This is a genomic window from Sphingobium sp. SA916 (assembly GCF_002894065.1).
GTDB lineage: Bacteria > Pseudomonadota > Alphaproteobacteria > Sphingomonadales > Sphingomonadaceae > Sphingobium > Sphingobium fuliginis.
In genome coordinates, this window is the sequence record NZ_LXYF01000003.1 from 15,010 (window position 1) to 31,580 (window position 16,571).

Annotated in this window: 14 protein-coding genes; 7 read left to right on the forward strand and 7 right to left on the reverse strand. The window is 64.4% G+C overall.

Translation table 11 applies throughout. The annotated features are described in order from the left end of the window. Positions 1–17: 17 nt before the first annotated feature. Complete coding sequence (locus tag A8G00_RS02825; protein WP_102999920.1) at positions 18–791, reverse strand: IclR family transcriptional regulator; 774 nt, start codon at positions 789–791, stop codon at positions 18–20. Positions 792–950: 159 nt separating this feature from the next. On the opposite strand from A8G00_RS02825, the gene A8G00_RS02830 reads away from it, so the two are divergent. The 4 genes from A8G00_RS02830 (at position 951) to A8G00_RS02845 (ending at position 5,175) form a co-directional block, all read left to right on the forward strand. Further along, positions 951–1,793 (forward strand): IclR family transcriptional regulator, encoded by an 843-nt coding sequence (locus A8G00_RS02830; protein WP_102999921.1) that lies wholly within the window; start codon positions 951–953, stop codon positions 1,791–1,793. Between the two features lie 19 nt (positions 1,794–1,812). Next, positions 1,813–2,760, forward strand: a complete 948-nt coding sequence (locus tag A8G00_RS02835; protein ID WP_102999922.1) for an alcohol dehydrogenase catalytic domain-containing protein — start codon at positions 1,813–1,815, stop codon at positions 2,758–2,760. An 87-nt stretch (positions 2,761–2,847) separates the two neighbouring features. Further along, positions 2,848–4,035 (forward strand): acyl-CoA dehydrogenase family protein, encoded by a 1,188-nt coding sequence (locus A8G00_RS02840; protein WP_102999923.1) that lies wholly within the window; start codon positions 2,848–2,850, stop codon positions 4,033–4,035. A 6-nt stretch (positions 4,036–4,041) separates the two neighbouring features. Continuing rightward, positions 4,042–5,175 (forward strand): acyl-CoA dehydrogenase family protein, encoded by a 1,134-nt coding sequence (locus A8G00_RS02845; RefSeq protein ID WP_102999924.1) that lies wholly within the window; start codon positions 4,042–4,044, stop codon positions 5,173–5,175. A gap of 417 nt (positions 5,176–5,592) precedes the next feature. Here A8G00_RS02845 and A8G00_RS02850 read toward each other — a convergent pair whose 3' ends face one another. The 5 genes from A8G00_RS02850 to A8G00_RS02870 form a co-directional block, all read right to left on the reverse strand. Continuing rightward, a complete protein-coding gene (locus tag A8G00_RS02850; RefSeq protein WP_167706840.1) occupies positions 5,593–6,039 on the reverse strand; it encodes a nuclear transport factor 2 family protein in 447 nt (148 codons plus the stop codon). Positions 6,040–6,049: 10 nt separating this feature from the next. Beyond that, positions 6,050–7,036, reverse strand: a complete 987-nt coding sequence (locus tag A8G00_RS02855; protein WP_102999926.1) for a phytanoyl-CoA dioxygenase family protein — start codon at positions 7,034–7,036, stop codon at positions 6,050–6,052. A 111-nt stretch (positions 7,037–7,147) separates the two neighbouring features. Then, the gene (locus tag A8G00_RS02860; protein WP_102999987.1) at positions 7,148–8,110 is read right to left on the reverse strand and encodes a 3-hydroxyacyl-CoA dehydrogenase NAD-binding domain-containing protein; all 963 of its coding nucleotides are present in this window, start codon (positions 8,108–8,110) and stop codon (positions 7,148–7,150) included. Between the two features lie 5 nt (positions 8,111–8,115). Continuing rightward, a complete protein-coding gene (locus tag A8G00_RS02865; protein WP_025551473.1) occupies positions 8,116–8,949 on the reverse strand; it encodes an enoyl-CoA hydratase/isomerase family protein in 834 nt (277 codons plus the stop codon). A gap of 40 nt (positions 8,950–8,989) precedes the next feature. Further along, a complete protein-coding gene (locus A8G00_RS02870; protein WP_102999927.1) occupies positions 8,990–11,101 on the reverse strand; it encodes a 3-hydroxyacyl-CoA dehydrogenase NAD-binding domain-containing protein in 2,112 nt (703 codons plus the stop codon). 216 nt (positions 11,102–11,317) lie between these two features. Here A8G00_RS02870 and A8G00_RS02875 point away from each other — a divergent pair, with 216 nt between their 5' ends. From A8G00_RS02875 to A8G00_RS02885, 3 genes are read left to right on the forward strand one after another with little or no spacing between them, the layout of a single operon-like run. Further along, complete coding sequence (locus A8G00_RS02875) at positions 11,318–12,472, forward strand: acyl-CoA dehydrogenase family protein (RefSeq protein ID WP_025551471.1); 1,155 nt, start codon at positions 11,318–11,320, stop codon at positions 12,470–12,472. Between the two features lie 36 nt (positions 12,473–12,508). Next, positions 12,509–13,849, forward strand: coding sequence for an SRPBCC family protein (locus A8G00_RS02880; protein ID WP_102999928.1), 1,341 nt, complete (start codon positions 12,509–12,511; stop codon positions 13,847–13,849). Then, the gene (locus A8G00_RS02885; RefSeq protein ID WP_102999929.1) at positions 13,850–15,502 is read left to right on the forward strand and encodes an FAD-binding protein; all 1,653 of its coding nucleotides are present in this window, start codon (positions 13,850–13,852) and stop codon (positions 15,500–15,502) included. Between the two features lie 47 nt (positions 15,503–15,549). Here A8G00_RS02885 and A8G00_RS02890 read toward each other — a convergent pair whose 3' ends face one another. After that, positions 15,550–16,518 carry a GlxA family transcriptional regulator gene (locus A8G00_RS02890; protein WP_102999930.1) on the reverse strand — a complete coding sequence of 323 codons (969 nt, stop codon included), beginning with the start codon at positions 16,516–16,518 and terminating at the stop codon, positions 15,550–15,552. Between the last annotated feature and the right edge of the window lie 53 nt (positions 16,519–16,571).

Below are 16,571 nucleotides of genomic sequence, written 5' to 3' on the forward strand. Positions count from 1 at the left end.
CGACCCGTCGCCGCGCGTCAGCTTCCCGCTGAGGCGTGGCGGCCCGCCTCCACCGTGGCATTCAGAAGCCGTTCGAAATTCTGCTTCATCCGGTCCAGCGGAGCCGCCAGCATGAGCGCCCCCAGCAGATCGCCGTCAGGGCCCATGACCGGCACCGCCAGGGCCGCGGTGTCGCTCAACATCTCCCCGAAGCTGGCGCAATAGCCCTGTTCGCGTATCGCCGCGAGGCCGGCGCGGATGACATCGGGGTCGGTCCGCGTGCTGTCCGTCAACTTCCTGAGATGGGCGCGGTCCAGATATTCCTCCACCTGTTCGGGGCTGGCAAAGGCCATGAGGACACGCCCGGCAGCGCTGGCGTAGAGCGGCGCACGCAGCCCCGCCTGCATGGCATATCGCACCGGCTGCGGGCTGTTGCTCGCCTCGGTGTAGATGGCCTGCCCGATTTCCCAATCGGCAATGGCGAACCCCACCGACTCGCGGGTTTCGGAGGCGAGCTGCTTGACCAGGGCGCGGATGAGTTCCGGCGCAGACCAATGGCGCACGATCCGGCTGGCGAAATGATAGGCCGCCGGACCCAGTCGGTATCGCCCCTCCTGACAGGACAGATAATGCATGTCGCACAGACCCCGCAGCGTGTCGATGAATGTGCTCTTGGGCACCGTCATGACCGCGCTGAGTTCGGCTAGGCTCATGCCGTCCTGCTTGCCTGCCAGCAGGGCCAGCAGATCGAGCACGCGGGTGATCGCCTTCGGTCCGCGGGCGCGGGTTTCCTCTGATTTGGCCTGCTGCATCGTCCCCTGTTCACCTTTCCGGTCTCAACTCGCATTGCATAGCTGTTCGAAAATTCGAACGCAATTCGAAAAACCGTTGGACATTATATTCATGATGCGGTACGAAAATCCGTGCAGCAGATGCAATTTCATGCATCCGCGGGAGGAAGAGGAAAGCCAATGGCCACCAGCGCATCCCGGACCATCAAATCCGCGCATCGAGTGCTGGAGATCCTGGAATATTTCGACCAGGATCGCCGCGTCGCCACCGTCATGGAAATGTCGCGCACGCTGAACTATCCGCAATCCAGCACATCCGAACTGCTCCGCTGCCTGACGCGGCTGGGCTATCTCCACTATAATCGCGTTCGCCGGACCTACAGTCCGACCGCGCGGGTCGCCCTGCTCGGCGCCTGGGTGAAGCCTTCGCTGTTCCGTGGCGGGCCGGTGCTGTCCGCAATCGACGAGATCGCCAAGCTGACGGGCGAAACGGTGCTGCTGTCGACCAGTTCCAACTATGTGCTGCAGCATCTGCATGTCATCCACGGCAATAATGAGGATGCGCTCGATGCTCATGCGGGCGATCAGCTGTCCATCCTGCACAGCACGCAGGGGCGGCTGCTGCTTTCGAGCTACCGCAATGAAGGCATCCGTTCCGCGGTCCACCGCCTGAACGCGGAGGAAACAGACCTGTCCCGGCATGTCCGCCTGGCCGAGCTTCTGTCCGAATTCGCCGTGCTGCGTGAAAAGGGCTGGGCCATCGAACAGGATCGGGACGGGGTCGGCTGCGTCGCTGTATTACTGCCTTTCGGCCGGAATATGGATCGGCTGACCGTCAGCGTCATCGCCCGGCCGTCCGTGATTGCGGAGCGCGGACAGGAAATACTGGACCTGCTGATCAGCCGCAAAGCCCGGATTGCCGAACTGCATCAGGAGGAAGACGGGCTGGAGCGGGACAGCAGCAATGTCGTGAAAATGCCCGAGACGATCAAGATCGCCAGCTACCGGCGGCATTTCGCCTGAGCGCAGGGCCGGTATCGGCGTGAACCGCGCGGTGCTGCCCTGCGGAAAGGGGCGTGTCCGCCTTGCGGAGGCGCCGGCGCCGTCCGTGCCCCGGAATGATGAAGTGCTGGTGCGCATGGCCTATGCGCCTGTCAATCCGGCTGACCTTCTGGCGATTGAAGGCGGATATTCCTTTGATCTGCCGCATGACCAACCGCTGGGAGCCGAGGGCGCGGGGCTGGTGGAGGCAGTGGGCGAAGCCGTTGCCGACCTTCGTCCGGGCGATCTGGTGATGGTGCTTGGTCGGGGCAACTGGTGTGCGATGCGCCTTTTGCCCCGCCGCCTTCTGATAGCTCTGCCGGCCGGATTCGATCCCGTGCAGGCGGCGATGCTGCGGATCAATCCTCCGACCGCTTATCTCCTCCTGCGCAACGCGGGCGTGCTTCCGGGTGACGCGCTGGTCCAGCATGGCGCGGGATCGGTCGTGGCGCATTGGGTTCGCACCTTTGCCGCGCGCATGGACGTCAAGGTTGTCGATGTCGTGCGAAGGCCGCATCCCGCGACACCCGATGCGCTGTTGGATGGCGACGGTCTGGCGGAGCGCGCATTGGCGGCGTCGGGCGGGCGGCCTGTCCGCGCCGCACTCGATTGCGTGGCGGGCGCGGCGACCGGCCGGCTTGCAAGCTGCCTGGCGCCGGGCGGCCGGCTGTTGCTGTTCGGCCATCTCTCCGGCGAGCCGATCCAGGTTCGTTCGCAATTGCTGACCGGCGGCGGTCTCTCGATCTTGGGCTTCAGCCTTCGCCCTGCGGAGGAAGCCATGGGTGTTGAGGGCGTGCACGCCATGTTCGGGGAACTGGCCGCGCTCCATGCCGCCGATCCGCCGTCCCTGCCGGTGCGCGCCATCGTTCCGCTGTCCCGTGCGGAGGAGGGGATTGCGCTTGCCCGGACGGGCGGGGGCGGGCGCGTGCTGTTCGATCTGACGCAATGATATCGGGCATGTGAAGGCCTTGGTCGCGCCGTTGACTTGGGAGCCTAATGCCTGCTGGGGAAGGGGTTCTTATATGGGAACAGCGCGATGAAACTGGATTTTACGCCCGAGGAAACGGCCTTCCGCGATGAGGTGCGGACCTTCCTCAAGGATGCCCTCCCAGAGGATCTGCGGCGCAAGATGATCAACCGCGATCATATGACCAAGGAGGATACGGTCCGGTGGCAACGCATCCTCAACGCGCGGGGATGGGCCGTGACGCATTGGCCCGTCGAATATGGCGGGCAGGCCTGGACCCCGGCTCAGCGCTATATCTTTCAGGAGGAAATGGCGTTGGCCCATGCCCCAGAAGGATCGCCGTTCAACGTCAACATGATCGGTCCGGTGCTGTGCAAGTTCGGCACGCCGGCGCAGAAGGACGGGTTCCTCGCCGCCACCGCCAATATCGACATCTGGTGGTGCCAGGGCTTTTCCGAACCCGGCGCCGGTTCCGACCTTGCCAGCCTCAAGACGACGGCGGTTCGAGACGGCGATCATTATGTCCTCAACGGACAGAAGATCTGGACGACACAGGCCCAGCATGCGGACTGGATGTTCGGCCTGTTCCGCACCGACAGCAGCGGCAAGAAGCAGCAGGGCATCACCTTCCTGCTGCTGGACATGAAGACGCCGGGCATCACCGTCCGCCCGATCGAGACGATCGATGGCGAGCATGACGCCAATGAAGTCTTCTTCGACGATGTGCGCGTGCCGGTGGAGAATGTCATTGGCGAGGAAGGCCGGGGCTGGGACGTCGCCAAGCATCTGCTGGGCAGCGAACGCAGCGGCATCGCCCGCATCGGTCTTTCCAAGGAAAGGCTTTCGCAACTGCGCGCGCTGGAGAGCCGCCTTGCCGCGGACGGCACCCTGACCGACGAAGAACAGCGCCGCCTTGCGCACAAGCTTGCGGAGGTGGAGGTGGAATTGCGGGCGCTGGAACTGACCCAGTTGCGCGTCGTCGCCGCCGATGCCCATGGCGGCGGCGCCAACGCGGCGGCGTCCATCCTGAAGGTCAAGGGCACGGAAATGCAGCAGCGCATGACCGAACTGGTCGCTGAGCTGGCAGGCCCGGCTGGCCTCGCCATGCCCGACCATGACCATGCGCCTAACGATCCGGACGATGGTTGGGTCAACGCCGCCGCTCCTTTCTATTTCACGATGCGCAAGGTGTCGATCTTCGGTGGGTCCAATGAGGTCCAGAAGAACATCATCGCCAAGACCATGCTGGGACTTTGACGCGCCATGGATTTCGACCTGAACGACGAACAGAAGATGCTGCAGGAAACCGTCACGCGGTTCGTGGCGGAAACCTACGACTTCCAGAAGCGCGAACATGCGCTCAGGACGCCCGATGGCTGGAGCCGGGATGCCTATGCAGGTCTTGCGGAGATGGGCCTGCTCGCGCTACCGTTCGCGGAAGAAGATGGCGGCTTCGGCGGCGGCGGCGTGGAGATGATGATCGTCATGGAGGCGCTGGGGCGCGGCCTGATGGTCGAACCCTATTTCGCAACCGTGGTGCTGGCGGGCGGCGTGCTGCGCCATGGCGCGTCAGCGCAGCAGCGCGGGGACATCGTTCCGGGCATTGCGGCTGGCGAGCGCATCCTGACGCTGGCGCATGGCGAGAAGGGCCTGCCGCGCCATACGCTGGCGGCGCGCACGACCGCGTCTGCGTCGGGCGATGGATGGACGCTCGATGGCCGCAAGATCGCGGTCCTGCATGGGCAGAGCGCCGATACGTTCATCGTGAGCGCGATGACGGGAGAGGTCCTTTCGCTCTTCCTCGTGGATGCGGCGGCGGCTGGCGTGACGGTCGAGGGGAAGCGCGGCTATGATGGCGTGCCGGTCGCCACGCTCGCCCTGTCGGGCGTCAATGTCCCGAAAGACGCGCTCATCGGCGCGGCGGGGCAGGGGGAGGGCATATTGGCCCGCGTGTTCGAGGAAGCGACCGCTGCACTGGTGGCGGAATCGGTCGGCGCCATGGCGGAGACCTTCGATGTCACCGTCGACTATCTCAAGACCCGCCAGCAATTCGGCGTCGCTATCGGCAGTTTCCAGGCGCTCCAGCATCGCGCTGTCGAAATGCTGATGCAGCTTGAACTGTCGCGCAGCATGGCGATCCTTGCGGCGCTGTCGCTCGACAGCGATGCCGATCAACGAAGCCGCAACATCTCCGCAGCCAAGGCGCAGATCGGCAAGTCAGGCCGCATCATCGGGCAGGAAGCGGTGCAGATGCATGGCGCCATCGGCATCACCGCCGAATATAAGGTCGGCCACGCCTTCAAGCGCCTGACCGCCATCGACGCGCTGTTGGGCGACCGGGACTGGCATCTCGCCCGTCTCGTGGAAAAGCGCGGCGTCTATCCCGCCTCTGCCTGAGGGTCGTTGCTGATGTCGCTGACGGGGATCGGCGCGTTTCCGTCAGCATAGGGCGCATGTTCCAGGCGGTTAGGCCGCGTGGAGAGTTTCGGAATGGCGGGAAATTGGCCAATCCAAGACATTCCCCTCCCGCAGGCGGGAGGGGTTAGGGGTGGGTGCGAGCGCAGCGAGCTTCTGACTTAGCCGTTGCAAAACAGCGCAGATGCCGCGCCAGCCCACCCCCTAGCCCCCTCCCGCCTGCGGGAGGGGGAATGTCCGCAATCCACCCAAATTACTCAATTCAGCGAGTCCTGAATTTGTCCACGCCGCCTGGAACGTTGAACCGGGGTTAGGCCTCTGCACGAAACCTGTCCTTCGATACGCCCCTTCGACAAGCTCAATGGCTGCTCAGGACGAACGGAAGCGGTGCGCAAATCCTCATCCGGCTGCAGCGGAACGGACTCGCCCCCAAAAGGCCTGCGCGGCGGCATCCAGCATGTCGGCGCCATAGGTGATCAGGCCTTGCTCCACGCGGTAGAGCATGGCCCATTCATAATGGATGTCCTCGCCATTCGCCGCGCTTTTGCGGTAGGCGCGGGCGTGGACGAAGGCGCATTGCCGGTCGACGCAGGTGATGGCGATGATCTCGTCCCGCCTTTCCGCCAGAGCCTCCGCGCAGGACGCCGCGAAGGCGAGAAAGGCGTCGCGCCCGACCAGCGTCTCCTTCGTGCCGCTGGGCCCGAACAAGCTGTGCACGACATCGGGATGGAAATAGTCCGCCGGCGACGGCCGGCTTTCGCCTCCGACAGGAAAGATGTCGGGATGGTGCCGGCCTTCTTCCGTGAAGCCGAACATGCGCGTCAACAGCTTCACGGCATCGTTCATCGCCTTGCCCTTATCCCTCCGCCGCCTTGCGCAGCATGACGGCGCGGTCGCCATCCCGCACCACGACCAGCCGCATGCCGGGCTTCATATAGGTGACGAAACCATCGAAGCTCTCGCGCACGCCCGGATCGATGGGCCGCAAATAGCTGTCCTTGTCGATATTCAGCGTGATCTCCCCGACGCGATCCGCATCCACGGTGACGGTCGTGGGCGTGAAGGACTTGACGGTGGCCGCGATGGCGCTGGGGTTGGCGGCGGACTGCACCCGCGAGTCGAAGGAGACGCGCAGCCGGTCGCTATTATTGGGAAGGCCGCAATGCGGCGTGCACGGATGCACGACCAGCACGTCTCCCGGCATATAGTCGGTCGTCGCCCAGCTTTCCGCCGGGATCGCGTCGCGCGGGATCGGGAAGGGATTGGGCTTGCCGACATTGTGGAAATAGCCGCGCTTGTTCTGGCCCACCGCCAGCGCCAGCCCGCCCATGTCGCGGGTGCAGGGGGTCAGCGACACCCAGACCGGGCGATAATCCTGAATGCCGGGGCTGTAGAAGCCGTCCTGATGCACGGTGCCCAGCTTGCTGTGCGGCGGATAGGTCCGATATTGCACGATCGGGACGGAGCAGGCCGGTTCACCCAGCACCTTTTCCATCACTGCCTGATTGGCCGGGTCCTCGATCAGACGGGCAGCGATCCCGGCATAGAGATCGCTTTCCTCCATGCCGCCGACCGAAGGCTTGCCCGTCCACTTGCCAGTGGGATCGCCCGGCTCGACCAGCCCCATCTGAGCAGCGACCGCGAGCATTTCATCCCGCGCGCGCGACACCGTATCCCTATCGAACACGCCGCGCAGCAGGATATAGCCCTTCTCCTCGTAGAAGCGGTTGAGCGCTTCCGGGTCGTCCAGCAGATGGTTGCAGCTTTCCAGTTCGCCCGCCGCGACGACATCCTGCACATGCAGGTCTTCGGCTTCCGGGCGATTGATCACATCGACGGTCATCTCTTCCTTCCTCTCCACTCGGACCGGCCAACCTTTGGAGGCGCCGGGACGGGACCATATTATCATGGCCGGGATCGGTAGGGTGGGATGATTTTCGTCTACTTTCGGCTATTATTGCTCATTGTCCGGCGCCAGCAGCTTCAGCATCTGCATCAGCTTCTCGTCCTGCCGGGCGGCGATTTCCGCCACGCTTCGCCCGGCAGCGGCTTCCTCCATCTGCTCGACCAGCATCGCCTGCAAGGCCGGGTCGGCCAGCGGCGGATCGGCCATGCTTTCCCAGCGCCTGACGATGCCCGGCCCGAATTTGGGAAGGAATTCGGCCAGACCGCCCGCGCCGCCCGATGTGTGGAAGGTGGTGAACTGCCCTTGGATCGCCCATTTGAGCGCGAAGCTGTGTTTCATCGCCTTGTCGATGTCACCGACGCTGGCATAACCCTCCGCCACCAGCCGCACCGCCTCCCGGAACATGGAGGCGGTCAGCCGGTTGCCGATATGGCCGAATATCTCGCGCTTCAGCCGGATCGGCTGCTTGCCCATGGCGGCATAGAGCGCGAAGGCGATGTCGACCGCTTCTTCTGCGGTCCGTTCGCCGCCGCCCACTTCGACCAGCGGGATCAGGTGCACGGGATTGAACGGATGGCCCAACACGAAGCGATCGGCGGTCGCAAGGCCGGCCTGCAACTCGGTGACGGGCAGGCTCGACGTGCTGCTCGCGATCAGCACATCCGCGGGCGCCAGCCGGTCAAGATCAGCGAACAGCGCCTGCTTGATCTCGGTGCGTTCGGGGGTGCTTTCCTGCACGAAATCCGCGCCCGCAAGCGCGTCGGCCACCGTGTCGTGGACCGAAAGGCGCGCAGACCAGTCGTCGTCGGCCTGGGCCAACCCAAGTTCGACCATCTGGTCCCATGCGCCCGCAACATGGGCGCGGGTGCGTTCGCCCGCGCCGGGCATCGGATCGTAAAGGCGCACGGCCCGGCCGCTGCCCAGAAAGGCAGCGACCCAGCCATTGCCGATCACGCCGCCGCCGATCGCGGCGACGGTGCTTATGCTGTCCGCGTCGCGATAGGCGGCCATGGCGATCAATATCCCTTGAAGACCGGCTTTTCCTTGTTGGCGAAGGCGGTGGTCGCTTCCTTGTAATCCTGCGTCAGCATCGTCATCGCTTCATAGGCGATGGACAATTCGCCCGTCAGGTTCACCTGATCGCGGATGCACTTGTTGACCGCCGCCTTGGACCAGCGGACCGCCCACATCGGCTGTCCGGCGATCTCGCGCGCGATCTTCAGAGCTTCCTCCAGCACCTGCTCCTTGGGGAAGGCATAGTTGACCAGGCCGATCTCCTCGGCCTTCCTGCCGTTCAGCAGCTTGCCGCGCATCAGATATTCCTTGGCCTTCTGCGGACCGACCAGCAGCGGCCACATCACCGATCCGCCGTCGCCGGTCACCAGGCCGACGCGCACATGGGTGTCGCCCAGCTTGGCGTCCTCCGCGACGATGCTCATGTCGCAAAAGGCGAACAGCGACGTGCCAAGGCCGATGGCGTCGCCATTGACCGCCGCGATGATCGGCTGGGGCGTCATCAATATCTGATCCCAGATGCGCAGCGTGTTGATCGGCACGCGCAGGGCATATTTCAGGCCATATTCGGTCTGGGCGCGTTCGGCCATCAGCTTGATGTCCCCGCCAGCGGAAAAGGCCTTGCCCGCACCGGTCAGCACGATGACCTTGACGCGCTCGTCGCGCGCCAGCTTCAGCCAGATGTCCTCCAACTGCCAATGATTATGCGGCCCCACCGCATTCAGCTTGTCGGGATCGTTCATCGTGACGGTGGTGACGCCGTCCTCGGCGATTTCGACCTTGAAGAAGTCGAACTCGCTATAGTCGATGTCGCGCTGAAACTCGTTGTCGCTCATAATCGTCTCCGAAAAATCCCTGTAATATTCTCTGTCTCGTTCAGGCCTCGGCGCGGCTTTTCTGCCAGTCTGCGAAACTCTGATCCTTTTCCGCCAGCTCTACCAGAAGCGCGGCGGGTTGCAGCGACGGATCGCCAGGCGTCTCGGCGGCCATCTCGCGCAACTTGGCGACGATCGTCGCCAGGCCGGTTTCGTCCGCATAGAACATGGGCCCGCCCAGATGCCGGGGCCAGCCATATCCGTTGATCCACACGAGATCGACGTCGGACGCCCGCAACGCGATCCCTTCTTCCAGAATGCGCGCCCCTTCGTTGATGAGCGGGAACAGCAGCCGCTGCACCATTTCCTCCTCCGCTATGTCGCGGCGGGCGATGCCCAGCTTTTCCGATGTCGCGATGATGAGCGCCTCCGTCTCCGGACTGGGATGGGGCGTGCGGTCGCCCGGTTCGTAGCGATAATAGCCTGCGCCGGTCTTCTGCCCCAGCCGCCCGCTCTCGACGATGGCGTCGGCAATAGGGAAGGGGGTGCCGCGGCGCTTGCGGATCGAATAACCGATGTCCAGGCCGGACATGTCGTTCGTGGTCAGCGGCCCCATCGGGAAGCCCAGATTGGTGAGGGCGGCGTCGACCTGTTGCGGGAAGGCCCCCTGCTGCAACAGCCGTTCGGCCTGTGCGGAGCGCTTGGCGACCATGCGGTTGCCGATGAAGCCGTCGCAATTGCCCGACCAGACCGGCACCTTGCCGATCGTCTTGCCCACCGCCATCGCGGTCAGGATCGCCTCGGGGCTGCTGTGCCGGGCCACCACGACCTCCAGCAGCTTCATGACATTGGCGGGCGAGAAGAAATGCATGCCGACGAAATCCTGCGGACGCTCCAGCACCGACGCGATCTCATCCACGTCGAGCGCCGAGGTGTTGGAGGCAAGGATGGTGCCGGGCTTCACCCGCTTTTCCAGATCGGTGAAAATCTCCTTCTTGACGTCCATATCCTCGAACACCGCCTCGATCACGATGTCGGCGTCGGCTGCCGCCGCGCGGTCGGTGGCGCCCGCGATCAGCGCAAGCCGTTCATCCATCTGCGCCTGACCGATGGACCCGCGCTTGACCGAGGTGGCGTAATTGCCCTTCACCCGCTCCAGACCACGATGCAGCGCTTCCTGAGTCGTGTCGATCACGGTGACGGGCACCCCGGCCCCGGCAAAGCACATGGCGATGCCGCCGCCCATGGTGCCCGCGCCGATGATCGCGGCTTTCTGCACGGGCCGCGCCTTTGCGGTCTCTGGCAGGCCGGGGATGCGGGCGGCTTCCCGTTCGGCAAAGAAAAGGTGACGCAGAGCGCGCGACTGGCTGCCCGCCATCAGTTCCCGGTTGGCGGCGGCGTCGATCGCCAGCGCCTCGTCCAGGCTCATGGTGAAGGAGCGGCGGATCGAATCGATATTGGCCTGCGGCGCGGCCTGGCCCTTGCTGCGCGCCGTCAGCTTCTTCGCCAGCGTGTCGAAGGCCGACGGATCGGCGCGGGTCGCCGCCAGCTTCTCATCGCGGTCGCGCACCGGCACGGCGGGGATGTTTTCGTCGATCACCCGGCGGGCGAAGGCGGCGCCGATGACGGCGGGATCGCCTTCCTCCACGGCATCGACAATGCCCAGCTCCAATGCCTGCCTGGCGCCGACCGGCTTGCCGGACAGCACATGCTCCAGCGCTTTTTCCGGACCGATCAGGCGCGGCAGCCGCTGCGTGCCGCCGCCGCCGGCGAACAGGCCCAGGTTGATTTCGGGCAGGCCCATCCTGGCGGAAGGGATCGCAACGCGGAAGGCGCAGCCCAGCGCCGTCTCCAGCCCGCCGCCCAGCGCGGTGCCGTGGATCGCGGCGACCACCGGCCTGGCCGAGCTTTCCAGCGCGGCGATGACGTCCTGCAGGGTGGGCGACTGGCGCGGCTTGCCGAATTCGGTGATGTCGGCGCCCGCGAAGAAGGTCCGTCCCGCGCAATAAAGCACGATAGCCTTCACGCCCGGGTCGGCGTTCAGTTCTTCCAGCGCGCCGATCAGTCCCTGCCGGACGCCGATGCCCAGCGCGTTCACAGGCGGATTGTCGCTGACGATGAAACCTATATCGCCTTCGATGCGGGTGGAGATCTTGTCGTTGATCTGGGTCATGGCTGGATCGAGGGGCCCTGTCTTGAAAATGCGTCTGAAACCTGTCCCCACAAGCTATTTGCCGGTCATAACTGTCAAGCTGGGGCGGCGGGCGGCGGCGATGCATCGTGAATGTGAAGGATCGTAGCGGTAATCTTCGCATCGCGATCATCCCCGATTAGGTCGAGGATAGCAGTTTATCCGCGGCATATGAGCCGCCCTATGGGAAGCGATCGAATGCAGTTCGACCTGAATGAAGAGCAGACCATGTTCCGCGACGCGGTAGCCGCCTTCGCGCAGCGCCATCTGGCCGCCGGAGCGCTGGAGCGCGCGCACAGCGACGATTATCCGTGGGATGTGGCCAGGATGATGGCCGAACAGGGCCTGATCGGCATCACCGTGCCGGAGGACAAGGGCGGTCTGGGCGGAAGCCTGATGGACGCGGTCATCGCGATCGAGACGATCGCGTCGGTGTGCCCCCGGTCTGCGGATGTCGTGCAGGCGGGCAATTTCGGGGCGATCCGCACTTTCGCCCAGTTCGCCACCGACGCGCAGAAGGAACAATATCTGGCCCCCCTGCTACGCGGCGAGGGGCTGATTTCGGTCGCCATGACGGAGCCGAATGCCGGTTCCGCCGTGACGGAGCTGACCACCACGGCAGTGGAGGATGGCGATGGCTACCGCATCACCGGGCAGAAGATCTTCACGACCCACGGCACCCATGCCACCGTGTTCCTGGTCTATGTCCGCTATGGGCCGGGCACCGGCAATATCGGATCGGTGCTGATCGAGCGCGGCCAGGAAGGCTTCAGCTTCGGCAAGCCGATCCGTTTCCTGTCGGGCGAGGAATGGAACCCGCTGTTCTTCGACAATGTCTATGTGCCCAAGGACAAGGTGCTGCTGGGGCCGGGCGGCTTCAAGAAGCAGATGTCGGGCTTCAACGTCGAACGCATCGGCAACACGGCGCGCAGCCTTGCGCTCGGCCGCTACGCCTTCAACGCGGCGGTCGAGCATGCCAAGACGCGCAGGCAGTTCGGCAAGGCGCTGTGCGAATTTCAGGGGTTGCAGTGGAAGTTCGCGGAAATGAAGCTGAAACTCGATGCGGCCCAGTTGCTGCTGTATCGTGCGGCGACCAATGCCGACGCGGGCCTGCCTTCGCCGGAAGAGACCGCCATTGCCAAGGTCGCGTGCAACCGCGCCGGTTTCGAATGCGCCAATGAGGCGATCCAGATCATGGGCGGCGCGGGCTACAGCCAGGACAGCCTGGTCGAATATTGCCTGCGCCGCACGCGGGGGTGGATGATTGCAGGCGGCGCGATAGAAGTGCTGCTCAACCGTATTGCGGAAGGCGTATTCGACATGCGTTTCCCCCAGGGCCCCGCAAAAGGCTGAAAGGCTGAAGCGTCCCGCCAAGGAGAGGATCGGACAATGAACGAAATGATCAGCGTTTCCAGGCAGAAAGTCGCGGTGACGGCCGATCGCATCCCGGTCGACGCCTATATTTCGCGCGACTATGTGCGGCTGGAAAAGGAACGGCTCTGGCCCAAGATATGGCAGGTCGCCTGCCGCGCCGAAGAGATTCCCAATCCCGGCGATTTCTACACCTACGACATCGCGGATGAATCGATCGCGGTCGTCCGCCAGAAGGACGGGACCATCGCCGCCTATTTCAACGTCTGCCCCCACCGGGGCCGCCGCCTGACGGAAGGCTGCGGCCGGATGGGCAAGTTCCACTGCAAATATCATGGCTGGCAGTGGAGCCTGGACGGCAAACCGACAGAGATTGTCGACCGCCACGACTGGGGCGATGCCCTGCCGGACGAGGACGTCGCCCTGCAAGGGGTGAAAGTCGGGCAATGGGGCGGCTGGGTCTTCATCAACATGGACCCGGACAGCGAAAGCCTGGAGGATTTCCTGGGCGAGGCCAAGACGATCCTCGACCCGTTCGAGATCGAGCATATGCGCTATGCCTGGCGCAAGCGCATCGTCATGCCCTGCAACTGGAAGACCGCGCAGGAGGCCTTCATGGAGGGCTATCATGTGCAGACGACGCACCGCCAGCTGCTCGCCTACCAGGACGATTACACCTATTCCAAGGCCTATGGGAAACATGCGATGTTCGGCTATGCTCCGACCGCGCTGTTCGGCCTGCCCAGCCCGCGCGTCAGCGACCAGAGCGGCGACATCCGCAAGGGTTTCTACGAGTTCAACAAGGAAATCTGGGACACGCTCCAGGCGACCACCACGCAGGAAATGCTGGCGGCGGGCAAGCGCCTGATGGAATTGCCCGAGGGCATCGATCCCTTCGCGCTCTACGGCGCCTTCGCCCAGTTCCATGCGGAGGAATCGGCCAGGAGCGGCCGTCCCTTCCCGGCGATCAGCGGGGAGCAGTTGATGAAGGCGGGGACCGACTGGAACATCTTCCCCAACCTCGTCTTCCTGCAACAGGCGACCAATGTGCTCTTCTATCGCGCCCGCCCCTATGGCGACGACCCGGACAAGTGCATCTTCGAGGTCAATGTGCTGGAGCGTTACGCGCCGGGCGCCGAGCCCAAGGTCGAGGTGGAAGACGGCGGCGACGGCAGCGACGGCCAATGGCGCGCCCTCAATTGGGGCCTCATCCTGGAGCAGGACTTCCAGAATATGGAGGAAGTGCAGAAGGGCATGAAGTCGCAGGCCTTCAGGACCGCCCGGACCAATCCCGTGCAGGAGGTGGAGATCAGCAATTTCCACCGCGTCTATCATGACTATATGGGGAAGGCGGACTGAATGGACGAGACGAAGTTCGACGAGGTGGCCGACTTCGTCATCATCGGTTCGGGCGGCGGGTCGATGGCGGCGGGGCTGTACCTGAAGTCCATCGGCAAAACGCCGCTGATCCTGGAGAAGACCGACAGGCTGGGTGGTTCCACCGCCATGTCCGGGGGCGTGCTGTGGGTGCCCAACAATCACATCATCAGGGCCAAGGGCATCAAGGACAGCCATGAGATGGCCCGCACCTATATGGATGCGACCGTCGGCAACGATGGCGGGCCGGGCGCCACGCCGGAGCGCAAGGAGGCCTATCTGCGCAACGGGCCGGTCATGCTGAAATGGCTGGAAGATCAGGGCATGAAGTGGCTGCACACCGAAGGCTGGTCGGACTATTATGACGACCGGCCCGGCGGCGTGACGCGCAGCCGCTCCATCGGCGCGCCGATGCTGGATGCGCGGGAGATGGGGCCGCTGTTCGACAAGCTGCGGCTCGGGCCGATGGTGATGCCGCTGCCGACGGACAAGGCGGGCATTATCGGCCTCGCCACGCGGACCCCCCGCGGCATGTGGGAGGGGCTGAAGCTGCTATGGCGCATGCGTGTCGTCGCCAGGCGCGGAAAACCGATACTCAGCTTCGGCGGCGCATTGCAGGGGCGTCTGTTGATGCTGGCGGACAAGGCCGGCGTCGACATGCGCACGGAGCATGGCGTCACCGAGCTGATCGAGGAAGACGGCAGGATCGTCGGCGTCATCGCGGAGCATGGCGGCAGGACATTGCGCATCGGCGCCCGCGATGGCGTGCTGATCAATGCGGGCGGTTTTTCCCGCAATGCGGAGATGCGCAAGCAATATGGTCCTCAACCCAGTTCGGTGGAATGGACCAACGCCAATCCCGGCGACACCGGAGAGCTGATCCAGATTGCCGAAAGACATGGCGCCGCACTGGACCTGATGGACCAGGCCTGGTGGGTTCCCGGCACGGTCGTGCCCGAAGGCGGACCGGCGAACATGCATAATACGGATATTTCCAAGCCGCATTGCATCATCGTCAACCGCCATGGCCGCCGCATCCTGAACGAAAGCGGCTCCTATATGGAGAATGGCCAGCGGCTGTACCGCAATGACGTGCCTGCCTATGTCATCCTGGATAGCCGCCACCGCAAGCGCTACGCCTGGGGCTATTATCCGCCGGGCAAGACGCCGCAGTCCTGGCTGGACAGCGGCATGATGAAGAAGGCGGATTCGATCGAGGAACTGGCGCGCATCACCGGCATCGATCCCGCCGGGCTGAAGGCGGAGATCGAGAAGTTCAACGGTTATTGCGAGACCGGCAAGGATCTGGACTTCAACCGGGGCGGGCGCGGCTATGACAATTGCTTTGGCGATCCGACGGTCAAGCCGAACCCCAATCTGGGCAAGATCGACAAGCCGCCCTTCTACGTCATGGAGATCGTGCCGGGCGACGTCGGCACGTCGGGCGGTATCGTGACCGACGAGAATGCCCGTGTCCTGCGCGCTGACGGATCGGTGATCGAGGGTCTCTACGCCACCGGCAATTCCACGGCTTCGGTGATGGGCCGCTGCTACCCGGCGGCGGGCGCCAGCATCGGCGCGTCCTTCATTTTCGGATGGATCGCCGCCCACCATGCCGTAGGCGGCAATGGCTGATCGGGGTCAGGCCCCTCCCGAACAGGGCGGGGCCTGTCAGTCAGGCTTCATTTTCGCCGCGGTTTCGCCCGCCATTCGCTAGCGGTCATGCCGGCATGCTGGCGGAACATCGCCCGGAACAGGCGGCTGTCCGAATAGCCGACCAGTTGCGCGATGCGGTCTACCGATCGCGTGGATTTTTCGAGCATGCGCACCGCCGCCTGAAAGCGAAGCTGCCCGACATAGGCCTTGGGCGACAGGCCCAGCGCCTTGTGAAAGCGGCGGTTGAGCGTCGCGGGGCTGGTCGACAGATGCCTCGCCAGTTCGGCCATGTTGATCGGCCCGGTGAAACGCTGCTCGATCCACAATTGCGCGCGGGCGACCAAAGGGTCGGGTGCCAGCAGTTCCTTCTCCTCATAGTCCTGCCCCACGATCGAGGAGAGCCATCGGGCGACGTCGGGGGAGATCATCCGCTCCAGCACCCGGATGATCAGTTGCAGGTCGTTGCCCATGCCGTTGCCGATCAGCAGATGGCCGTGATCCACCAACCCAAACCGCTCCTCGAACGGCTGGCGGGGGAAAAGCATGCGGGTCAGCGGCTGCATCGCCCGCGCCACCGGAACCGCAAGATCGGCGGTGAAACCGCCCGCCATCAACAGGGTGGAAGCCGCTCCGCTGGCGCCGATCACCGCGCCCATCGCCGATTGGCGGCGGAGCCAGTCGAGCAGCGGACCTGCCTCCGCCAGGCGGCGTTCCAATGGCTCGCGCCCCCCGGCGCGGAAGGCGGGCAGCCAGATGAAAGCCATCGGTTCATCCCGGTTCGCGGGGCCGTCGACCGGAAAGGATCGGCCGTCGCCCAGCACGACCGGCCCGCCGTCGGCGGAGAGGATATGCAGCTTCGTTTCCATGCGCATCTGGTCTTCGCCGGCGAAAACATGCTCCACCCGGTCGCGGGCGATCAGGAAGCTGTCCACGAGCGCGCCGATGCTGCTGAAATAGGCGCCAGGCAGCGCGACAAGGGCGAAATCAAAGGCCATGACTGAGAGAAAATAGCCGGTATATGCGCAAATACTCCCTGTCAATCTGCCTC